Annotated in this window: 17 protein-coding genes (1 of these 17 cut by a window edge); 4 read left to right on the top strand and 13 right to left on the bottom strand. The window is 58.7% G+C overall.

Features of this window, described 5'->3' with window-relative positions; all coding sequences use genetic code 11:
* From HOP53_RS04895 to HOP53_RS04945, 11 genes are all read right to left on the bottom strand, one after another.
* Positions 1 to 5,868, bottom strand: partial view of an LEPR-XLL domain-containing protein gene (locus HOP53_RS04895; protein WP_234269723.1) — the 5' end (the start) only. Its footprint begins 20,313 nt before the window's first position; only the first 5,868 of its 26,181 coding nucleotides appear in the window; the start codon lies at positions 5,866 to 5,868; the stop codon falls past the left edge of the window.
* 161 nt (positions 5,869 to 6,029) lie between these two features.
* Positions 6,030 to 6,833 carry a SapC family protein gene (locus HOP53_RS04900; RefSeq protein WP_035591305.1) on the bottom strand — a complete coding sequence of 268 codons (804 nt, stop codon included), beginning with the start codon at positions 6,831 to 6,833 and terminating at the stop codon, positions 6,030 to 6,032.
* A gap of 74 nt (positions 6,834 to 6,907) precedes the next feature.
* A complete protein-coding gene (locus HOP53_RS04905; protein ID WP_234254087.1) occupies positions 6,908 to 8,290 on the bottom strand; it encodes a TolC family outer membrane protein in 1,383 nt (460 codons plus the stop codon).
* 128 nt (positions 8,291 to 8,418) lie between these two features.
* On the bottom strand, positions 8,419 to 9,474 hold the full coding sequence (locus tag HOP53_RS04910; RefSeq protein ID WP_234268966.1) for an AraC family transcriptional regulator: 1,056 nt from the start codon (positions 9,472 to 9,474) through the stop codon (positions 8,419 to 8,421).
* Positions 9,475 to 9,669: 195 nt separating this feature from the next.
* Positions 9,670 to 11,055 (bottom strand): amidase, encoded by a 1,386-nt coding sequence (locus tag HOP53_RS04915; RefSeq protein WP_234268967.1) that lies wholly within the window; start codon positions 11,053 to 11,055, stop codon positions 9,670 to 9,672.
* An 11-nt stretch (positions 11,056 to 11,066) separates the two neighbouring features.
* Positions 11,067 to 11,258, bottom strand: coding sequence for a hypothetical protein (locus HOP53_RS04920; RefSeq protein WP_234268968.1), 192 nt, complete (start codon positions 11,256 to 11,258; stop codon positions 11,067 to 11,069).
* Complete coding sequence (locus HOP53_RS04925) at positions 11,248 to 11,892, bottom strand: N-carbamoylsarcosine amidohydrolase (protein ID WP_234268969.1); 645 nt, start codon at positions 11,890 to 11,892, stop codon at positions 11,248 to 11,250. Before HOP53_RS04925 ends, HOP53_RS04920 begins: the two co-directional genes overlap by 11 nt.
* 30 nt (positions 11,893 to 11,922) lie before the next feature.
* Positions 11,923 to 13,233, bottom strand: a complete 1,311-nt coding sequence (locus HOP53_RS04930; protein ID WP_234268970.1) for a TRAP transporter large permease — start codon at positions 13,231 to 13,233, stop codon at positions 11,923 to 11,925.
* Between the two features lie 33 nt (positions 13,234 to 13,266).
* On the bottom strand, positions 13,267 to 13,779 hold the full coding sequence (locus HOP53_RS04935; RefSeq protein WP_234268971.1) for a TRAP transporter small permease: 513 nt from the start codon (positions 13,777 to 13,779) through the stop codon (positions 13,267 to 13,269).
* Between the two features lie 92 nt (positions 13,780 to 13,871).
* Entirely contained in the window at positions 13,872 to 14,849 is a 978-nt protein-coding gene (locus tag HOP53_RS04940; protein WP_234268972.1) for a TRAP transporter substrate-binding protein, read from the bottom strand.
* Positions 14,850 to 14,883: 34 nt separating this feature from the next.
* On the bottom strand, positions 14,884 to 16,062 hold the full coding sequence (locus HOP53_RS04945; RefSeq protein ID WP_234268973.1) for a TauD/TfdA family dioxygenase: 1,179 nt from the start codon (positions 16,060 to 16,062) through the stop codon (positions 14,884 to 14,886).
* A 375-nt stretch (positions 16,063 to 16,437) separates the two neighbouring features.
* Between HOP53_RS04945 and leuC the strand changes: the two genes are divergently transcribed.
* The 4 genes from leuC (at position 16,438) to HOP53_RS04965 (ending at position 20,442) form a co-directional block, all read left to right on the top strand.
* Positions 16,438 to 17,832 carry a 3-isopropylmalate dehydratase large subunit gene (gene leuC, locus HOP53_RS04950; RefSeq protein WP_234268974.1) on the top strand — a complete coding sequence of 465 codons (1,395 nt, stop codon included), beginning with the start codon at positions 16,438 to 16,440 and terminating at the stop codon, positions 17,830 to 17,832.
* The gene (gene leuD / locus HOP53_RS04955; RefSeq protein ID WP_234268975.1) at positions 17,826 to 18,443 is read left to right on the top strand and encodes a 3-isopropylmalate dehydratase small subunit; all 618 of its coding nucleotides are present in this window, start codon (positions 17,826 to 17,828) and stop codon (positions 18,441 to 18,443) included. Before leuC ends, leuD begins: the two co-directional genes overlap by 7 nt.
* A 46-nt stretch (positions 18,444 to 18,489) precedes the next feature.
* A complete protein-coding gene (locus HOP53_RS04960) occupies positions 18,490 to 19,347 on the top strand; it encodes an isocitrate lyase/PEP mutase family protein (protein ID WP_234268976.1) in 858 nt (285 codons plus the stop codon).
* A gap of 69 nt (positions 19,348 to 19,416) precedes the next feature.
* Positions 19,417 to 20,442 carry an AbrB family transcriptional regulator gene (locus tag HOP53_RS04965; RefSeq protein WP_234268977.1) on the top strand — a complete coding sequence of 342 codons (1,026 nt, stop codon included), beginning with the start codon at positions 19,417 to 19,419 and terminating at the stop codon, positions 20,440 to 20,442.
* Between the two features lie 44 nt (positions 20,443 to 20,486).
* Here the strand turns inward: HOP53_RS04965 and HOP53_RS04970 are convergent, their stop codons facing one another.
* Together HOP53_RS04970 and HOP53_RS04975 are read right to left on the bottom strand one after the other, a co-directional pair.
* Complete coding sequence (locus HOP53_RS04970) at positions 20,487 to 21,647, bottom strand: iron-containing alcohol dehydrogenase (protein ID WP_234268978.1); 1,161 nt, start codon at positions 21,645 to 21,647, stop codon at positions 20,487 to 20,489.
* Positions 21,647 to 22,321 (bottom strand): GntR family transcriptional regulator, encoded by a 675-nt coding sequence (locus HOP53_RS04975; RefSeq protein WP_234268979.1) that lies wholly within the window; start codon positions 22,319 to 22,321, stop codon positions 21,647 to 21,649. Before HOP53_RS04975 ends, HOP53_RS04970 begins: the two co-directional genes overlap by 1 nt.
* Between the last annotated feature and the right edge of the window lie 41 nt (positions 22,322 to 22,362).

Genomic DNA, 22,362 nt, shown 5'->3' on the forward strand with positions numbered 1-22,362 from the left:
ATTGAACGCCACCTTGTCGGCCTGGCCGATGGAAACCCCCATGCCGAGCAGCAGGGTCTCGTTGGCGGCCCGCACGTCGAGGCTATCGGCCACCAACTCCACACCACGCTCGATCATCGCGGTGGCACTACCGCCCAGCAGATGCACACCCACGGCGGCACCGATGGCACTGCCCTCCGACTTCACCCCGGCAAGGCCCGACTTGATGGTATCGATGTCGTTCTTGAAAGCTTTCTTCCAGGCGTCGCCGTCAGCCTTGTTGGCACCGGAAAACGAAGGCAGGCTGACGTTGCCGATCAGAGAAAACAGGTGATTGTCATTACGCGCCACGACGCTGACGCTCTGGCCAGCTTGCGGCTCCACGGCACCGATGTCGGTCTCATCGCCCAGGTTGATACGCGCACCCTCGCGAATCCGCGCATCGCTGTTCTGGTTGACCAAAAAGACGTTGGCCGAGCCCGCCACGGCAAGCTTGCTACCCTCGGCGGTGGCCATGGTCCAGCTGTCGAAGCTGCCGGGCAGGCCGAGGTCGCCTGAGGTGTAGCCGTTCAGGGTATCGACGAACTCGCCGATACGGATATTGAGCGGAGTTCCCAGGTTCTCCCAACGCTCATCGTTGGAGAAGTCCTCGCTGGCAAGATCGATGTTCTCGCCGTTCTCACCAAGGAAGCGATAGACGGAACCAGCCTCGCCGCCGGCCTGGTGGCCGTCTGCCACCAGCACTTTCTCACTCGGCGCGGTGGCCACGGTGCCTTCGTTGCTGGTGTGGTCGTAGGTGCCTTCGAGATCGTCGAAAGCCTTGCCCGCGGTATAGAGATTCATGCCCCACAGGCTGCCGATATCCACCGTGTTGAGGCTCGCGGCCTCGACGGAGATTGCCTTGCCGGCATCGAGGTCGACGTTGCCCTCGATGGTGGCGTTGGCGCTGTTGTCGAGCAGGCCGAAGCTCACCGCACCGGCCACTCCCACCTTGGCCGCCTCGCTGGCTTCGCTCTTGTCGTCCTGGGCCTGCTTCTTCTGCGCCTCGGCGGAGTCGTTGCCCTTCACTGCCGACTTTTTCTCGGCGGCCAGATACTTGGCGATGATGGTGTTACCCAGCACCTTGTCGGTGAAGCTCTTCTCCTCTTCCTTCTTGTTCGGGTCGACGCCCTCAGCGCTACCGCTGGCACTCACGGCGGGCCGATGCTGGCTCAACGCCTGCACCGTGACGTCGCCCTCGACGACGATGCGGCTGCGCTCGTTGTCTCCCAGTGCATTGCCGGCCCGATCGACGCTGGTACCCAGGTGCGCTTCGGCAATGTTGAGGTCGACGGAAACCGCCAGGGCGGCGGCCACGTCGAGTGAGTTCTTCTTCTCTCCCTCGGACTCACGGAAGTGCTTGCCGATGAAGTTGGGCGCCTTCTCGCCCACCGTCTTCTTGATCTTGTCGGTCAGTGCATCTGTCAGCGCACTCTGGAAGTTACCGATCAGCGCCGTGGGCGAAGCGTCCTTGAACGACGACTCGATGCCGTCGCGCAGGTCGCTCGGCCCGCCGGAAGGCTTGGCTGTGCCGGCACTGGCGGTGACGGCACCGTTGCTCTCGCCCTGCTTGGTCGTCGCTTCCACCAGCAGGTCGTTGCCGACCGTGACGCTGCCGGCCAGCTGCGCCTCGGTGCGACTGCTCTCCACGTTCACCGCAATGGCGATACCCACCACCCCCTTGTCGGGCGCCGAGGTTGCCTTCGTCGTGTTGTTCTCCACCGTGGTCGCGGAAACGGTCAGATCGTTATTGGCATCGATGACGGCATCGTTCCACACCATCACCCGCGACTCGCTCACCAGCACGCTGACCGCTACCGCGCCCGCCACACCACCAAGCCCACCCGGAGCGGCTTCCACGTTCTGGGTCGTAGTCACGCTGCTGCTGAGGTGAATGTCGTTGGATGCCGTCAGCTGCCCATGCACATGGACGTTGGAACGGGTGATCAGCGTACTCACCGAAACGCCGAGTCCCCAGGCTTTGGTGGGCGACACGTCAGCGGTGATGTCGATCTCCGAGGCTACGACGATATCGCCATCCGTCGCGGTGATCTTGGCATCGGCACCGATATCGATGGTGGCGTTGGCAATCAGGGTGGAAATGCTGCCGAACAGCGACAGGCCCTGCAGGAAATTCAAGGTGGCATCTATGCCTTTGTCGATCAGACCAACCCCGGTGCGCTGGTTGAACCAGTCGCGCTCGGGGTCGACCAGCAAGGCATCGATGCGTACGCTGCCACCGGTCAGGGTGGCATCGCCGATGTTCACGGAGAGATCGAACAGCCCCACGTCGACGAAGCTGTTGACCGGCGCCAGCACCTTGGGCGGCAGTTGGGCGCTGACGTGCAGGTGGCCACCGTTCGTGTTCAGCTCGCTCGCGCCGCTGATCGTCACATGCCGTGCGATCAGCGTCAGATCGCTGCCATCGGTGGTCAAGTTCGCACCGGTAATGGTCAGCTGGCCGTCGGCGCGCAGCTCGATATGGTCGGTGAATGCTCGGGTGATGCCATCCAGCGTGCTGTCACCCTTCCAGTAGCCGACCAGGGTCGCGCCCCCTTCTACGGTGACGTCATCCAGGCCCGCCAAACTGTTGGCGGCGAGATCCACCGTTACGCGGTCGTCGCTCTTGGCCTTGACGGTAGCGGCTACCCCTTCGGCCACCCGGAACTGGGTCATGCCGGTGAAAGCGGTGGCCTCGATTGTCACACCGCTGCCGCCGGTCAATAGCAGCTCGGCCAGTTGGATGTTGGCGAGCGCAGTGTCGAGGTCACCCAGCGTCAGGGTGTCGTCTTCGAGGGTCATGTCGGCGTCGTGCTCGACCACCAGAGTATTGGTGCCCGCGCCCCCGTCTATCTCGTGCTCGCCCGCCACCACGATGAAGCGGTCGTCGCCACGGCTGCCGGTGAGGATATTGTCGCCCCCCAACCTGGCATCGATCACCGCCCCCGTACCGGCCAGAGCCTGGCTCAGCCACTCGCCGCCCGACATGGCGAAACCCAGCGCATCGGTCAGGAGCGCGGCGGTGTCGTTGGCAACGATGGCGAAGCTGCCGGCGCCGCTCGTGCCATCCACCACGCGCAGGCGGCCCTCGGCAGCGTCGAACTCCGCCTCCAGGCCCTCCACGGTGCCCAGCAACAGCAGCAGGTCGCCCAGGGTGCGCGCATCGGAAACGTTGAGGCTGTGCGTCTGCCCGTTGGCCAGGGTGATATCCAGGACGGCCGCAGTGGCCCCCATGTCCGCCAGGGCCTGCGGGTCGAAGCGTCCACCCAACGCGGCCAGGAATGCCTCAATGTCCGTTTGCGACGCACCGCCACGCTGCATCAGTTCGATCAACGAGCTGTGCTCGCCCAGGCCATGCCAGCCGCTGGCATCCAGGGTATTGTCGCCGTCGTTGCCGACCAGGGTCAGCAGATCGACATTGACGTAGTTCGAGACCGTGCCGTCGACCTGGAAGCTGTCGCCCCCCACCGTGACACTCTGCTGACCGGTGGCCAGGGCCACGATGAGGTGGTCGCGACCCGCCCCACCGGTGATGTCGTTCTCGCCGCTGCCGGCATGAATGGTGTTGTCGCCGGCCACGGTGACGAACTGCGTGAAGCCGTCGCCACCATAGAAGGTGTCGTTGCCGCTGCCACCCTGCAGGAGCACGCTGCCACTGAAACCACGGGCATCGAGCACGGTATTGCCGAACTCCGCCTCGAGCACCGCATTCTGAATGTTGACCAGCGTATCGCTGCCGGCCTGGCGGGCGCGGGTCTGGTTCGACATCACCGAAGCCGCGCCGGCCCCCATCAGTGCAACGCCGAAAGTCTCACCATCCAGCGCCCTGGCAAAGGTGCCATCGTCGAGCAGCCGCATGAAATCGCCGACGAAACGCACCGTCCAGCGCACCTCGTCGTCCGTCGCCTCACGGGCAACCTGCAGATTGCCCGCGCCGATACCAAGGAGCTGCTCCAGGGCGTGCTGTACCTCCAAGGCCTCGGCATCGATGCTCAAGGCAATGGTCTGCTCACCGCCGAAATGAAACTCGACCATGTCACCAGCGGTGCGCTGCCACACCAGCTCATGCTGCTCGGCAAAGTCGCCACGCCTCAACATGGCATCATTGTCATCGTCGAACAAACGCAGCGAATGGGAGGTAGTGGCTATGGCCGTATTGTTACCGCCGCCACCGTCCAGCAGGTTATTGCCGCGGTTCCCGAACAATACATCGTCACCGGCACCGCCGTAGAGCGCGTCGTCGCCGCTACCGCCGATCAGAATGGCGCCGCCGCTACCGGCATACAGCGTGTTGTTGCCTGCCACGCCCTCCAGGCGCACCTGCCCCGTGAAGTTGCGGGCATCGAGCACGTTGTCGCTCTCGCCACCCACCAGGCGTGCAAGTTGCACGTTCTCGAGCTGCCACAGCGACCAGCCGGAAACGGCCAGCTGTGCATCGCTCAGCGTCATGTTCGCGTCGGCCTGGGCCTCGATCAGGTTCTCGTCACCGCCGCCCGCATTCACCGTACCGCCGCCCGCGCCGAGAATGAAGCGGTCGCTCTGCTGGCTGCCCAGCATGGTGGTGTTCGACGCGGTGTCTCGCGCCTGGAAGGTCACCCCGCCAAGTGCATAGTCGGCGGCACTCAGGGTCTGGCCATTGCCCGCCGCCGCCAGCACGATCTCCACCGGCTGATGAGTGAACGCCACGCTGCCCAGCTGGGTCGCGATCTGCGCCTGAGCGCCCTGGTTGGTCAGCGTGATGTTCCCGGCTGAGCGCTCCACCACGTAGGTCAGTTCGGCTTCTTCGGGGCTGAAGTCGTCGCCCAGGCTGTCGCTCAGGGCGAAGGTGTCGTTGCCGCCAACGGAGACCAAAGTACTCTGGCCAGCGCCCGCCTTGAGCAGATCGTTACCGCCGCCGCCAACGATCAGGTTATCGCCATTGCGACCGTCCAGCGTCACGCCCAGGGTCGCTGACGCATCGCCGATCAGAATGTCGTCGCCGTTGGTGCCGATCACATGACCGAAGCCGCCCACCTGCTTGAAGCCGCTGGCATTGCCGGTGCCGAGGTTTACCGCCACCGAAGTGGCATAGTCGGAATAGTCCAGGGTCTGGCTGTGCCGTCCGACGAGAACGTCGACGCCCTCGAAGGCGATACCGCCCAGCGTCAGGCTGCGCTCGTCGTAGAGCGCCCAGCTCATGCCGTCCACGGTAGCGGAAAGACGATGCGTGAAGCCGTCATCCTCGGGGGCAATATCGCCCGCCTCGCGATACCAGGCCGCATCGATGTCGGTAATCCCGCTGAAGCTGAGCCAGTTGGCGCTCAGCACTTCGTTGGCCAGATAGTCGGCTCGGCCCTCGCCGGTACCGGTCACGGTCCACTCGGTGCCGGCCTCGAGCCCCTGGATACGGTCATCGCCCTCGCCCCCCACGAAGTTGATGACCAGCCCCTGGCTGTTGGCCAGGTTCAGGGTGTCGTCGCCGTCGCCACCGTGGAAATTGATCAGCAGCCCGCTCAGATCGACATCCAACAGGTTGGCGTCGAAGCTCAGCGAATCGTCATCCTCGCTACCCTGAATCGTGATGCTCCCTGCATCGCGCGCCGCCGCCAGGTCGAAGCTGTGGAGTAGCTGCTCCTGCTCCTCCAGGCGCTCCACCAGCTCCAGGCGCTGCTGATCCGCGGACATGCGCAGCACCATGTCGCTGCCGGCGGCCACCGCTGCCGTCAGCGGATCGGCGGAGAGCAACATGCGCGGCTCGAGCCCCTCGAAGATGAAACGCGAGGGCTCGGCCTGGGCACGCTTGGCCCGACGCGACTTGCGCGCCAGCGAAGAGATCAGGTCCGACAGGGGCTTGCGCAGGGGGCGATTCATCTCGATACTCCTGGTTCTTCTTTTTTTCCGCTACGTAGTCAAACCGCTATGCGAAAACGGGCTGCCACTCATGCCGACGCGCGGCACACCTCTTTCGCATAGCGCCTCACATGGCGCCTGCTAGAGGCGGCTCGCGTATCGCACGCGAGCCGCCATCGGCATCAATGCACCGGTTTCTCGTCGGTATCGCTCTGGCTTACCGCCTCATCGGCGGGATCGCCCTTGCTCAGTGCTCCCACGCGGGAACCGCCGCGCGCCAAGCGGCTCAGACGATTGAAGTTACGCATCGACTGCAGGTGCACGTAGAGCAGTTCCAGCTCATCGGTGGCCAGCATGCTCTTCAAGGCATCTTCCGGCAGCGCCTTGAGCTTCTGGCGATTCACCGCCTTGAAGCCGGTCAGCGTGCGCTTGCCGCCTTCGGGCAGGCTGATCTGGGCTTCCACCGCCTCCAGCAGGTCGAGCTCGGCCAGCCGCGCACAGAAGGTGCGGGTGCGCTGGAAGTGCGCCTGATAGTCCTGCAGGAAGTCCAGCACCTTGGCCATGTACTGGGTCTGCTCGCCGTCGCTGTCGAAGAAGCGCTCGCCGCGGCCCTCGGCATTCAGGCCTTCGTAGTCTTCATCGATGCACAGGGTGAACGTCTTGCCATCCTCACTGGAGGCGAACACGAAGGGATAACGACGCAGGAAGGCCGGCACGTACTCGCCACGCCATTGGCCTTCGCCGTCCACCATCAGGTTCGAGTCCTGGTCGATGCCCAGCACCGCTACCGGCAGCACGCTGCCCTCGGCATCGGTGAACACGATCGGCAGGTCGCTTGCCGCCGCGGGAAACTCAGCGGCCATCAGCGGCACCGAATTGACCTGACCGGCAAAACCGAAATCCTTGCCGACCTTGAGAGACAGCTCACCGTGCTTGTCACGGGTGATCGGCTGCACGTTGCGATAGATCAGGAGTTGAGTAGCCAAGTTGGCCTCCTTGCATTGCATCTTGTCGTCGCTCCCCACCCGGCGGTCGGGAGCCGTTGTCGCGCAGGCAGCGCTTACAGGCGGCTGAAGGCCACCAGATCCACTTCTTGACTCATCAGGGCATCGATCTCGGCGAGATCCTCCCTGTTGATCACACCCGCCGCATGCTTCAGGCGCAGCACGCTGATCAGGTAGTCGTAGCGGGCACTGGCCAGCTCGCTACGGGCAAAGAACAGGTCACGCTCGGCATCGAGCAGGTCGAGCAGAGGAATCACACCCGACTCGAATCCCACCTGACGGCTCTCGGCGATACGCTCATTGGCACGCAGCGACTCACGCAGCGCTCGCTCGCGTGCCATGGCAGTGACGATGCCCTGATAGCCGGCCCGCACGTTGCGCTGCAATTCACGGCGCACCTGCTCCTGACGCGCCCGACCGGCCTCGATGAGTTGCTCGCCCTCACGCACCTGGGAAGAGACCATGCCACCGCTGTAAACGGGCACGTTCAGACCCAGGCGGATGGTCTGGGTCTCGACCTGGCTGCCACCGCCGAACAGCGACCCTTCGGTATCGTCGTTCTCGTAGTTCAGGCTCAGGCCCAGGGTGGGAAAGTGACCGCCGCGCCGCACCCTCACGTTCTGCATGGCCACGTCCACCGCCAGGCTGGCAGCCTGCAGGCGCGGGTTGCGCTGCAGGGCCAGCTCGGTCCAGGCATCCGGTGAATCCGGCTGGGGGCGCTCCAGTTGAAGGTTGTCGTTGACCAGGCGCAGGCGGCTGGGCAGCAAGCCGGTAACCTCTTCCAGCGCATTCAGTGCATCGCGCAGGCGGTTCTCGACGTCGAGCTCGCGGGCCTCCACCTGCAGGAAACGCGCCTCGGCATCGAGCAGATCGATCTCACGAGCCAGGCCATCCTCGTGGCGTGCACGCACCTGGTCGCGGTTGGTACCCACCTGCTGTTTCTCGGCGCGCAGGAAGCTCAGGTTCTCGTGCAGTGCCAAGGCCGTGAAGTAGCGCTCGGCCACGCGCAAGTAGAGATCCTGACGCGCCGCCTCGAGCTCGGAGGCCGCCTGCTGGATCTCCTGCTTGGCCTGGCTGAAGGCCGCCCAGCGTGAGTAGTCGTACAGCGACTGCTCGATGGAAACACCGTATACGGTGGTGGGATAGGAGGTGCTGCCGCTGTCGAAGACTTCGTTGTCGGAGCTGACGATGTCCTGAGTGATCTCGCTGCGGCTGGCATTGACGCTGACCTGCGGCAACAGCGCCGAACGCGCCTGGTAATAGCGCTCATCGGTGGCCTGCTTACCGTAGAAATCGGCCTGGAACTGAGGGTCGTTGCTGGTGGCCAATTCATGCAGCTGCAATAGGCTGCTGCCCATCGCCAGAGGCGACATCAAGCCGAAGCCAAGCACCACGGCCAGGCGCCGAAGGGGAAGGGTCCCGCGTACCTTCATTGTCATGTTGCTCCTACTGCGCACTCGACGCGGTCACAGCCACGTCGCATTATCGTTTTACTTATGCTTGCTGCTTTGGTATGAGCCTATCAGCACACTTTTTTCTTATCTTCCACTCAGCGTCACATCGACGCCTAAACACTCACCCTCATAGCAGAGGCATCAGCGCCAGCCTCGGCACGCGCCTCGGTGGGCGTCGTGTCGAACTGCTGCTTGAAGGCCCGATAGAACCAGGAAAGGTTGTTGAAGCCGGAAGAAAAAGCGATCTCGCTGACGGCTCGCTGCGCAAAGCGCGGATCCGTCAGCCGCCGCCACGCCAACTGCAAGCGCAGCGTCAACAGGTAATCGGTGAAGGTGGTGTGCTCATGCCGGAAAAGCGCCCGCAGGTAGCCTGGTGAAACACCGTGCCGTTTGGCCATGTCGGTCAGCGTGAGATCACCACGGCCGGCAAGAGCGAACATATCGGCCTTGATAGCACGCAGCCTCGCCTCACGCAGGCCACGGCCTCGGGCACGGCGGTCTGCCTCCGGCGTCGCCCCAAGGCACAGCACCGCCAAATCGGTCATCTGTTCGGTCAGCGCGACAGGATCCTGCTCGGCCTGTGGCGCCCGGCCCGTGGTAAGCGCCAGCGCCAATTGGGCTAGGTGACCCAGCGGCTCGCAACGCAACACCTTGTTCACTGCGGGCCGCATGTCCTGGTTCAGCAGCGGCGACAATAGTTGGCGTGAAAAACCGATGCTGAGAAAGCGTGCCCGCGAGCCATGGAAAGCGACCTGGCCAGGAAGCTCGTTGAACCCCAGACACCCTTCTCCGGCGCGGCAGGTCGCCTCACCCAATCTGGGTTGTGAAGAGGTCCATCCGCCCTGCCCTGAGGGGTTCAGCAGAAAAGAGAGATCGTCATTGCCGTCGGCAAGGTTCGTCAGCTCACGCTGGGCAATCAGAGGGGAACATTCGACGCTGGCAATGGAAACGCCCGGCAGCAGCCGGATACGCGCCTCGATCTCGGGGGGCTGCCCATGGGGGACCGCCAACTCGACGTTGGCAACGGCCGCATAGAATTCGCGTGCCGCATCGAGACGCTCGCGCTCGGAGTACTCTCTACTGGCAAATGAGATCAGGGCCATGGTCAGCTTGTTCACCGTCAGGAAGCCAGCCGAAGGTATCAGGCAAACGTGACGCTTGAGCGACACTTACCACGCACCCAACCAGCATTTGTCATCATTGTTATGAGCTGAGCGACCTAGTTTTCTTAGGTCTTAGCTATTATAGACATGACCGCGGTCAAGTAAACGCTTTGTTACAAAACTCTTGCCCATCGCCCGATCGCCACCCACCAGATCGCCACCCACCAGATCGCCAGGTCACCGGGGATGGTGCCTGGCGGCTCAGGCAACCTGGGCAACGAGATTACGTATGCCAGATACCTTTTCATGAGCGTGAGCCAAGCCCAGCAGCGTCGGCTCATCGAAAGGCCTGCCAATGAGCTGAAAGCCGACCGGAAGGTCGTTGGGGCAAAATCCACACGGTAGAGACACTGCCGGGAGCCCGAGGTAATTCGTCAACCGGGTGCAATGACTCAAATCCGAAATCATTCTTGTCGATTCGAGCGAATGCCCAAGGTCCGTCTCTTCCAGCGTCGGGGTGGGCCGCCGAAACACAGGGGTATGCAGAACGTCGCATTGGCTCATCACGTCGTGCATGAATCGCTTGAAATAGAGGCCTCTGAGCTGTTTAGCCTGGACGTACGCCGCTGCGGGGATGAAGAAGCCGTGTAATAACCGCGCCCGTGTCTGCTGACCGTAACTTTCCTCGTTCCTGGCGAATCGCTCAGCATGGTAGGTGGCGGATTCAGCTCCCAGAATGATGTAGGACAAATTGGTGAGTTCCTGATGACCGGGCACCTTGAGCTTGACCAGCTTGCAGCCGAGCCGTTCGAGCCGCAACAGGCTTGCTTCCATCAGCGACTCAATCACAGGATCGATATCGTCATAGTAGTAATTCTCAGGGATGCCGACGCGCAGACCTTTGACATCACTTCCCAAGCGACAGGAAAAGCGAGCAGTCTCCCCCTCAATGGCCGATGCAAGACAGTCCATTATCAACGCGACGTCTTCCGCAGTCCGGCCAATCGGCCCGAAGCAATCGAGCGAGCGCGACATGGGCATGACACCATTGCTGGGTAACAGCCCATGTGTCGGTTTCAGGCCAACGACCCCACAAGCTGCCGCAGGTATGCGCACCGAGCCTCCCGTATCCGAGCCCAGCGCCGCAAATACCGCTCCCGACGCAACGGCAGCACCCGAGCCACTGGACGACCCGCCTGCGATATAGGCCGGGTTCCAGGGGTTGCGACAAGCGCCGAAGTGATCGTTATGACCCGTTGCGCCGAAAGCAAACTCAGACATGTTCAGACTGCCGACCTGAACGGCTCCCGAGCGGTCCAGGGCGTTCAGCAGAGGGGAAGTCGCTTGCGGCACATGGGCCAGCTCAGGAGACGACCCGTAGGAGCAAGGTTTGCCCAGGCGGTGGAACATGTCCTTGTGGGCCATAGGAATTCCTGCCATGAGCATCTGCTCCCCCCCAGCAAGGCGATCGACGGCGCTTGCCGAATCCAGAGCGAACGCCTCATCCATCCGGATGAAGCAATTCGACACTCGATTGACGCGCCGGGCCGCCTCCAGGCTCGCCGAAACGAGTTCTACGCAGCCGATTTTCCTTTTGCGTACCGCTGAAGCAGCCTCCTTCAGCGTCCAGGTCATCGGATCACCCATCGCGACCACCCTCATTTATGTCTAGAGATCGACTTTTCGAAATCGCATTCCTCGAGATGGTCATCAACCACAGAGCCAAAGGAGTAATCGATAACGCCAAGCACCCGCGAAAGCACTTCTGCCGTCCGTTCTACATCGCCCTCTCGAGACTGGACGCCAGACAAAAGAAGAAAATTGCGCTCGACATAATCGCTATGATCCATGTTGGCTGCGCTCCTCGAAATGCTTCATCACCTCGCTCATGCTCATCACGTCGCCATACTTGGCATGGATGTCGAACAGGTTCGCTTCATGTGGATTTTCATGACGGTCTCCCACACACTCACGGGGCACGACGACACGAAATCCGTAAGAAATGGCATCGACCACAGAGGCGCGCACGCACCCACTCGTAGAACAGCCGGTCAAGACAACCGTATCGACCCCCCTGGCGACGAGCATCGAGACGAGCGGCGTAGCGAAAAAGGCGCTTGGGTACTGCTTGCGTATGACAGGCTCGCCTTCGGCAGGCAGTACGTTGTCGTCGAATTGCGAATAAATGCTGGATTCCGTCATCTGCCGGAGAACAGGCAACTTCTCTATGAAAATGCCACCGTCAGCTCCATCCGCCGAATAGACGACCCGCGTGTGAATGACAGGCACATCACAACGACGCGCACAATCGTATAACGTCGCCGCCTGCCTGACCGCCTCGACGACACCTTCCGCATAGAGACCGCTGTCAGGAAGGGTATACGCCTTCATGAAGTCTATCGCCAGAACGGCCGTGGACTTGCCGAACCCAGTCGAACCATTGAAGGTATTACGATAGTTTTTCTGAAGATCTTCGCTAGCCATCTATTTTTCCTCTCCATCTCAGAGTTCATATCACAACATACCGGGCAGCCAAGTCACCAAGGCGGGAAACATGGCAATGATGACCATGGCCAGAATGAAGACGCCTACGAAAGGCCAGGCCGCAGCATAAAGATCACTTACCTTGAGTTCCGGTGCCGCCGCCTTGAAAGCAAACAGAACATAGCCAAACGGTGGAGAAAAACCACCTATAGTCACATTGATGAGAAACAGAACCCAGAACCACAGTGGATCGAATCCCAACGCGGCTATGACAGGCGCATAGATGGGAATAATGACGATACTAATCGCTATTTGGTCCATGAACATACAGAAAATAAATGGTATCAACATCATGATAAACAGCATGACAAGCGGATCTAGAGAAGTCGCTACGGAGAGTTGAGCTATGGCAGATGTTGCACCACTCAAAGAAAGCAACTGGCTGAACAGCTTTGAACTGGCCATGATGATCAGTATGACAGCCGAAACTGCAGCAGCAGACTGCACAGACTCAATAATCATTCTAATGGAAAGTTTATTGTAATAAGCAGCCGCAAGTAAAGCCCCTACCACTCCGGAAGCTGCCGACTCCGAAGGAGTGGCGATCCCCAGCAGAATGAATCCCATCACGAAGAAAATAATGACCGAGAAAGGTAGCAATTGAATGACGGCAATAACCTTATCCTTGAAATTTCTTACGGGCACATCATGCTGGGAAGCCTGGCCAGCCAACCCAGGGTTGATCGCAATGCGAACGGATGTATACAAGAGAATCAGGCAAGCGATGATGAGCCCAGGTATTATACCTGCAATGAGAAAGCGTGATATCGAGATATTGGCCAACATGCCGATAACAATGATAAGCACGCTAGGCGGTATGATAGGCGCCAGGTTGGCCCCACCCAGAATGGCCCCGATAGATAGTCGTCGGTCGCTACCCCTGGCAAGCATCTGCGGAAGAAGCGAGCGCCCCAGCATCGCCACGACTCCCATAGCAGCCCCGGACAGAGCCCCAAAAATCGTTCCCAGTGCAGCTGAAAGAACAAAATCGCGCCCTTTTACACGCCCAATCAGCGTATCGGTCGAGCGAAAGACGGCATCGGTAGCTCCCGAACGGAACAAGACCTCACCCATTAAAATAAAAAGTGCTATGGTAGCAAGAGACGAAGAAGCAAGCGTATCGTAAATGCTATTGGTAAATATACTGAACCCACGCCCGCCGAAGAAGTACATTGCTCCAACCAGGTTTGTGAATAGAAATGCCACAAACACGGGAACACCGAGCACAAACAGGAAGAGAAGAATCCCTAAACCTGCAAGCAAGATCTGTAGCCACTCCATACTTACCTCCTTTATAGAACTTTTTATAAGGCCTCAAAGATCTCGACTCACCAAAGAGCTCTTCAACTCCATGACACTAGCTCGAAAGAAATATACCCCTGAACTCATCAGGCCATACGAAATAACAGCGCTCATCCACCACCTGGGAACCGACATCACCGCCATGGTTCTAATACCACGATCGTATTGGCGCATGGCCTCCTCGAAGGCATACCAACCTGCCCATATACAAGCTATGGTGGCCAGTAAAAACAACAGTGAATTAAAAAAACCCCTAGCCCTTTCTGTCAAGGCATCTTTAATGAAAGTTATCTCAATATGGGCTCGCTCCCGCGTCAACTTCGGGGCTAAAAGAAAGGTCGAAAAAAGCAGAAAATAGCCTGTAAAATCGTTTATCCACTGAGTAGGGCTGCGAAAAAAATAACGCGCCGTAATTTCATAGCAAAACATGAGCAAGATAGCAAACAAGGCCGACACACCCAGCCAGTAGCCTATATCCGTTATCGCATCGTGCGTCTTGCCAAGGCCAGAGTATATCTTATTCATTTCACCTCAGCCCTCTGATGCTTGCATTCTAAATCGTCACTGGCCACAACTCAGGCGACCAGTGACGATGAACTTCACTCGAAGCTTGACACTCAGGGTGTCAGACCAGCCTCACGGGCGAGCTCTCGCATGCGCTCGGCGGGCTCTCCCGAAATACGGATAGCCTCTTCCCACAAGCCATCTGCAAAAGCCTGATCGAGCATTTGCTGCTGTTCCTCACCCAGGTAAGTGAGTTCAGCACCCACCTCCTCCATCAACTCCGTCTCTTCAGCGATGAGGCCGTCGTAATGAGCGAGCGAGACATGCTCCAACTCACGCCCGATTTCCAAGAACGTCGCCTGGTCCTCTTCGGGAATTTCCGCCCAGTAGTCTTCATTGAAGACCACCATCAAGCTGGTCACTCCGAAACCGGGACGAACCAGGTAGGGCAGTACCTCGTGCAAGCCAATTTGGTAATTACCGAAAATATTGTGGCCAGCACCCTCGATTACGCCACGTTCTGCAGCGGTATAAATTTCCGAGACTGGCATTACAGCCGGGGATCCGCCGAAAGCACGGATGGGGCCATGGTAGGTCAGCGTGCCTCGAATGATACGGCCTTCAAACCCGCCATCATCCCCGACAGGGTCGGTCAACATGAAATGGTAACCGGGATTGGCGGAGGGAAACGATATCATCCGAACATTGTGTGTCAGGTAATAGTCCTGGTAGGCCTCCCAGATGCCTGACTCCCGGCGCGCTTCCGGGTCGGCATCAATGGCGTCGGCGGCCAGCCCCACGCCAGTGACACCGGTATGATACGGTCCTGTCGAGAGCGCCATCGGGAAAACACCGGAGCTCACCGGATCGAATTGCTCGAACCCGGGGATTGCGTCCTCGCCAACCAGTCGTATCTGATAACGACCATCGAACTTCTCATCGACCATTTCGACAAAGAGGTGAGCAATGTCGTTCAGTGCGTGATTGGTCGGAAAGGGAACGAGCATTTGGTAGCTATTGGCTTGTGCCGTTGCCACACCACTCAAGCCAACGGCGACGGATACTGCGGCAACAATAGACAATTTTTTCATTGTTATCTCCCGGGACAAGTTACTTTTTTATGCTTCAGGCTGGTATCAGATAGGGCATGCCATGAAACTCAGCTGCCTGCTTCGTGTACTTTTTTTTCGCTTCATCGAATTTCTTACCAACGATTCCGCCACGCACGGCACCCGCGACAACATCGTGGTAGGCTGCTTCAAGCGCTGAAGAGAGCGGCTGACTGTACGGGGTCGAAATCCACGATCTCAGCAAATGACGTTTCTTTTCCTCCTCCTCAAAATCGATAAAATCAGTTCTCGAATGCAAGATCACATGGTTGTTAAGAATTTGCATATCACCCGGCTCCAACACCATCTCTAAGGTAAAATCATCAGATGCAACAAGACTATCCAGCATATCCATTGCTTCTGTCTGACTGGCATCAGGCTGGGGAACGCCATCGAACTCATGGGCATAGCGAATGTGGTTACGAACATACCGACAACAGAACTCGCCATCTCGCTCAGAAAATATAGGAGCCGCATAATATGGCGGTTCGTCGGAACTCTCCTCACCTTTGCGAGAGTAATAAATATCCTTGTAAAGGGCTTCAAAAAGCTCCGGAGATGTAGAGGCAATCTCATCTCTCACCGCCATCGAGCTAGCAATGCGGCTTTCTCCGCCGCTTTTGGCGGCATTGATACAAAGCAAGCCGACCAGATCCGCCATGTCTGTGTGGTAATCGAGCCGGGCGTTCGTGTTGTAGCCCCTCCCGCTCGCAGAGCGGTAATTCCCACCGGCATCACGCACGTCACCGAGCAAGTCGCTATTCACTCCTTGCGGCCGAAGTACTCCCAAGTGGTTGCACAAGCCCCAGTACAACGCACGGATACGATCAACTGACAACGATTCGATAGGCAGCCCACGCAGAACGACAAAGCCCAACCCATGCGAGACCGTCTCTTTTACATCGGCAAGCAAGCGATCGAGGTTACCGAATGGGAAGTCTCGGGCACAGGTTGCCAGCAGCGGCTTACCGGCATTTTCAAAAGCCGCCAAGCCTCCGAGCAATCCTTCACGCTCTTCGGGCGACAACACCCTGACCCAGGCGTCCTCAGCATCGACCAGCTCCTGGCTTTTCCACGCCCTCGGTGTGGGGCCGACAACGCCGCCGGCACATGGACCAGTTTCTCCGGATGAGTTCAAGCTATTGTTTGAGAAACTTTTTTCCCAAATTTCAGGCCCTGATCCGTGCTGTGCCATGTCTTATCTCCAGTTGATAGATTGTTGTCTGTATACTGGCGAATCTCAGCCTTGCTCATTGGATACGTTTTGTCAAATCCTTGGCGCCTCGACCGATCAGAACAAATTCTACGCTTTGACAAGAAGGCCGAACCATCTGTCAAAACTCTAGTTTTTTATTCTTTTTTTTCAATCTCTTATGTTCTTATGGATACTACACACACCCATCTGACTCAGCAGCATCATCAATAGCCAGCGCATCACCTCAGCTCGATGAGCGTTCCGCACGTCGCTTGATTGGATACGATATGTGGTATATGTATACTCTAGCTGGCAACACACGCCCAGCGATGGCTAACAACGACAGCGAGGCCAACGACAGCGAGGCACGCAGCGATGGGAAGAACTCTTTTCGACAAGCTATGGGAGTCGCATGTCATCAGCGAACGAGACAATGGCAGTGCACTCCTTTTCATCGACCGCCACCTAGTTCACGACGCCACAGCACAAGCATTCGACCAGCTCAAGAGCGAGGGACAGAAGGTAAGAAGGCCCGACCTTACGTTCGGTATGGCCGACCATTACATTGCCACTCATGACGACCCTGAGCGCGACCCCGTGCATGACGCCATGGTGACGACACTGGCAGAGAATGCTCGCGAGCAAGGGATCAGCTCCTTCGGAGCGAATGATGCGCGCCAGGGGATCGTACACGTAGCGGGTCCCGAGCTGGGTCTGACCTTGCCAGGCACCCTGCTCGTTTGCGGCGATAGTCATACCTCCACCCACGGCGCATTAGGCGCTCTCGCATTTGGCATCGGTGCCTCTGAGGTCGCTCATGTACTGGCCACACAGACGCTTTGGCAGCAGCGCCCCAAGACGATGCGGATCCGCATCGACGGAGAGCTGGGGGTGCATGTCACAGCAAAAGATCTGATCCTCACCATCATCAGCACCATCGGTGCCAACGGTGGTGCCGGGTATGTCATTGAATATGCGGGTGAGGCCATAGACAACCTGTCGATGGAGTCGCGCCTTACGCTATGCAACATGTCGATAGAGGCCGGCGCTCGGGCGGGCATGATTGCACCTGATGAAACCACGTTTGCATATTTGAAGGGCAAGCCCTTTGCGCCCCAAGGAGAACTTTTCGAACGTGCCGTTGAAGTATGGCGAGGCCTCAAGAGCGATGACGATGCCCATCATGACAAGGAAGTTGCCATCGATGCCCGCTCAATTGCTCCCACGGTAACCTGGGGAAATTCCCCGGAAACGGCCCTGCCCATTACCGGTCACATTCCAGGCCTTGGAGACATCGAGGCAAGCAAGATGGAGCAATACCAAGCCACCATCGAATACATGGGACTCGAACCGGGTGCGAAACTCACTTCTCTGAAAGTCGACCGGGTATTCATCGGCTCCTGCACCAATAGCCGCCTGGAAGACCTTCGTGAAGCCGCGAAAATTGCAAAGCTCGGCAGAGCCAAAGTTCCTACTATCGTCGTGCCCGGTTCTCAGCAAGTCCGTCAGCAAGCAGAAAAAGAAGGATTGCACGAAATCTTTCACCAGGCAGGTTTCGAGTGGCGAGAGCCTGGTTGCTCCATGTGCGTTGCCATGAACGGCGATTCGGTACCAAGCGGTGCTCGCTGTGCATCCACCTCCAATCGCAACTTCGCTGGCCGCCAAGGCCCGGGAAGTCGCACGCATCTCATGAGCCCAGCAATGGCCGCCGCCGCCGCCATTACCGGTCACCTCACCGACGTCAGGGAGCTGGAGGGCACCAAATGCTAGCTTTTACCACTCATCGCGGACAAGCTCTTCGCTTGCCTTGGGAAAACATCGACACCGACCAGATCATACCGGCGCGATATCTACATCGGCCCCGTGACGCCGGATACGGGGATCAACTCTTTCATGATCTACGCTTTACGCCTGATGGCAAGCCTAAAGTAGGCTTTCCTCTCAATGACCCGACCCAGGCAGCGTCGACTATTCTCATTGCCGGGAGAAACTTCGGATGCGGTTCTTCGCGCGAGCACGCCGTATGGGCGCTTCTCGATTATGGCTTCCGCGCCGTCATTGCTCCGGATTTTGGCGATATCTTTTTCAATAACAGCCTGAAAAACGGTCTTTTGGTGATTCGCCTGGATGAGCAACGCATCCAGTCTCTAACGCAAGATGAAGACCAGCCCCAAATATTGAACGTTGACTTGCCTCAACAATGCATCACCAACAATACCGGCTTACGCCACCCCTTTGAAATCGATGCCTATCGAAAAGAAGCTCTATTAAAGGGCGAGTCGGAAATTCAAATGACTTATCGCCTGCTAGATAAAATCAAAGAATTCGAAACACACCATATCAACGCCAACCCATGGGTCGCAACACCACCAGCATCATGAGGGTGCCGAAGGTGAACAATCGGTATATACAAAGGAGAAGTAAAAAATGACAGCCAAGTCACTTAAAGAACAGCTTAACTCTGGCGAAATCGTCGTTGCACCAGGCATTTATGATATGATTTCAGCCCTGATAGCCGATCGCATGGGCTTCAAGGCTCTCTACGTGACGGGTTATGGTACGGTTGCCTCTCACCTGGGCCTACCCGACGCAGGCATTGCCACTTACAGCGACATGGTCGGCAGAATCGCCACCATGGCGAAAATGACCGACACCCCCATCATCGCCGATGCCGACACCGGCTATGGTGGTTTGCTCAACGTTCATCATACCGTACGAGGCTATGAAGAAGCCGGGGCCTCCGCCGTTCAATTGGAAGACCAGGAATTCCCGAAGAAATGCGGTCATACGCCAGACCGTCGAGTCATTCCCCTGGAAGACATGGTGCAAAAGATCAAGGTCGCCTGCGACGCAAGGCGTAGCGACGATCTCGTGATCATTGCACGGACGGACTCACGTACGGCATTGGGACTCGATGAAGCATTGAAGCGCGCGCAGGCCTACAGCGATGCGGGTGCCGACGTCATCTTCATCGAATCGCCCGAGTCGGAGCAAGAAATGGAAACCATCGGCAAGCGCATCGACAAGCCGCTGATCGCCAACATGGTACCAGGGGGGCGTACACCATTATTATCCGCCGAAAAGCTGCAGTCACTGGGCTTCGCTCTGGCCATCCACCCTGCCGCAGGCTTCCTGGCCACCGCCGCGGCGCTGGAAAAGAGCTATGCAGACTTGAAGGAAAACGGCGACGTAACCGACTCCTCCCAGCTGTATAGCTTCAGTGAGTTCAATAAGCTGATTGGCTTCCCAGAAGTTTGGGAATTCGAAAAGCGTTATATGGGCTAGCCTCTGCCGAAGTCTCACCGGGCATTCGCCCGGTGAGATTCCCATGCCCAGCCACTCAGGACTCACGGTTTGGACACCCATATTTCGAGTACGGCCCGAACCCTGGCTTTGGCCAGCCTGGGCGGGCTAGTCGGTAGCGTTGCCGGGCTTCCTGCAGGCTGGCTGCTTGGCGCCATCGGCGCAACCTTGGCAGCCAGCCTCGCCGGCTTTCGCCTCCATTACCCCAGTGAGCTCCAGTCGTTGGTCCTGGTACTAGTGGGGATCAGTATCGGCAGCTCCTTGAGCCCGCGATTCATATCCGAAGCGGCTTCCTGGCTTCCCAGCCTGGCAGGGCTGATGGTCGCCATGCTCACCATCACGTTTGCCGTCTCCTACACGCTTGCCAGGCTTACCAAGCTCTCCGGGAATACCAGCTTCCTCTCGGCCTACCCCGGGCACATGGTGCTGATTCTGCAAACAGCATCGCAGTACCCTTGCAATGTGCCGCAAGTCACGATGATCCAGAGCATACGACTACTTTTTCTCGTCGTGCTTTTTCCGCTGCTTGCACAAGGAGCGGTAGGTGAAAGAGTTCATCAAGTTCAGGGTACCCACTACATGGCACTCGCCCTGCTCGTTCTTGCAGCGGGCCTGGGCGCCGCCATATGTCAGCGTTGTCGGCTGCCTGCCGCCGCTCTCCTGGGTGCTATCTTGGGTGCGGCCCTGGTTTCCCTCAGCGGGTTCGAAGTTGGCAGTCTGCCCACCGGCCTGAAAGTGACGATCTTCATTCTGACCGGCGCGATGATCGGAACACGCTTCACCGACAGCAGCCTCGGCAGAATGGCCAAACTGCTGCCCGTATCGTGCTTTTCCGTAGCGCTGACGCTGTTGGCAACCAGCGCGATCGCCTTTCCCATCAGCGTGGCAGCCGACATACCCTTTACCCAGCTGCTATTGGCCTATGCCCCCGGCGGTGCGGAAGTCATGGCCTTGATCGCGCTCGCAGTCGGTCACGACGCAGGGTTCGTCGGAATCCACCATTTGGCCAGGTTGATGTTCATGGCCTTCAGCTTTCCTCTGCTGCTCCGACTGATGATCAGCAAGTCGAGTGACTAGCGGACGGCGGGCTGGGGTTTTACCCCTCCGCCCGTATCGTGACCTCAATAGACAGTGCGATAGATCTCGAGAGCGTCCCGCTCCGTCACTTCCCGAGGGTTGTTCACGAGCAAGCGCTGCTGCTGCATGGCGTCTGCCGCCAACTCATCAAGAGAGGACTCGAGTACACCGACATCACGCAACCTGAGCGGCAAACCGCTTCTTTTCAGTAGGGCCTCGATGCTTGCAATAAGGCCTTCGCAATCATCCACGTCAGAGCGGGAGCGCGCTTCGTGCGTGAAAATGGGAGCCAGCTCCGCGTAGAGATCGGCTGCCGCCGCCGCATTGAAGCGCAGCACTGCAGGAAGCACCAAGGCGTTGGATAGCCCGTGGGGCACGTGGTAATGCCCCCCCAGCGGGTAAGCCAAGGCATGCACTGCCGCTACCGGAGCGTTGGCAAAAGCCTGTCCGGCCAAGCAGGAACCCAGCAGCATGGCTTGTCGCGCTTCCAGATCCCGTCCATCCTGCATGACCCGATCGATATGTGTGACGAGTAGGCGCAGAGCCTCCCTGGCGAGCGTATCGGACATCGGATTCTTGCGAATCTTGCTCGTGTAGGCCTCAATCGCATGCACCATGGCATCGATACCCGTTGCCGCCGTGACATGGCGTGGCAGGCCCACCGTCAGGGTGGCATCGAGCACGGCGACATCCGGGAGCAACACCGGCGAGACGATGCCCGATTTAGTCGTCTCGCCTGTCGTCACGATTGAGATGGGCGTTACCTCGGAGCCCGTACCTGCGGTCGTTGGCACCTGGATGAGTGGCAGTCTCTCGCCTTCGAGATTGCCCACCCCATAGGCCTCCTGCAACGACTGGCGGCACTGAAGATGGGCAAAGCATGCCACCAGCTTGGCCACGTCCATTGAGCTGCCGCCGCCAAAACCGATGATCAGCTGGGCACGCATCCGCCTGGCCCGCTCCACCGCCTCGAGCACAACAGCTTCGGGCGGGTCCGCCACGACGCCATCGAACAGCTCGACCATAGCGCCGTACTTCTCGAGGTTGTCTATCGCCGGCCCCAGCAACCCTAGCTCAGCAATCCCCGGGTCCGTGACCACAAAGATTCGCTCGGCCGAAAACTTGCCCACCACTTCGTGCAGACGCTCAGCCGCGCCCTGCTCGACGATCAGCTGTCGCGTAGTATTGAATACGAAACCTGGCATTATTCCTCCTCGCTCGTCCTGACAAGATCGCATGCTGCCATGATGTGCGACTTCATTATCGATGAGGACCAGTCACTATCACCCGCCGCTATGGCCGCTACGAGATCGCGATGGTGTATCAAACTGCGCTGCTCGTCCTTGGCCGAGAAGAATCGATACGACCGAATCAAGAAGCCGATATCCATAAGCGACAACGCCGTTTCCTCAAGCTTGGAATTGTCTGCCAGTTTCAGAATCTTGGTATGAAACTTTCGGTTCAACACCGACAGAGACTCGACCGTCTCAGGCGCCAACCGATAGCTTTCCATTTCCTCGCAGATCAGTTCGAGATCTCTGATATCCCTCGGCGTGGCATTTCGCGCCGCAAGCCCAGCGGCGCAGCTTTCAAGGCAGGCACGGACCTGAAATATCTCGATCGCATCTTTCCTCGTCCAGCCACGTACTGCAGCGCCGGAATTGGGATGAAACACCACAAAGCCATCCTGGGCGAGCCGGTGCAGCGCCGTTCGGACGGGGGTTCTGCTGGTGCCCACCAAATTAGCTAGCTCATCCTCGCGGAGCCTGGCATTGGGCTGATACTCACCGGCAAGAATCGCTTCGCGTATGATGATGTAAGCCCTTTCAGGAGCAGGAAGGTTCGTGAATTTTGGACTAGCGGTGTCTAGAACTTCCATATTTTCCCACCTTGCACGATATTTTCTCATACCACAGGTCA

The organism is Billgrantia ethanolica (genome assembly GCF_021404305.1).
GTDB classification, from domain to species: domain Bacteria; phylum Pseudomonadota; class Gammaproteobacteria; order Pseudomonadales; family Halomonadaceae; genus Halomonas; species Halomonas ethanolica.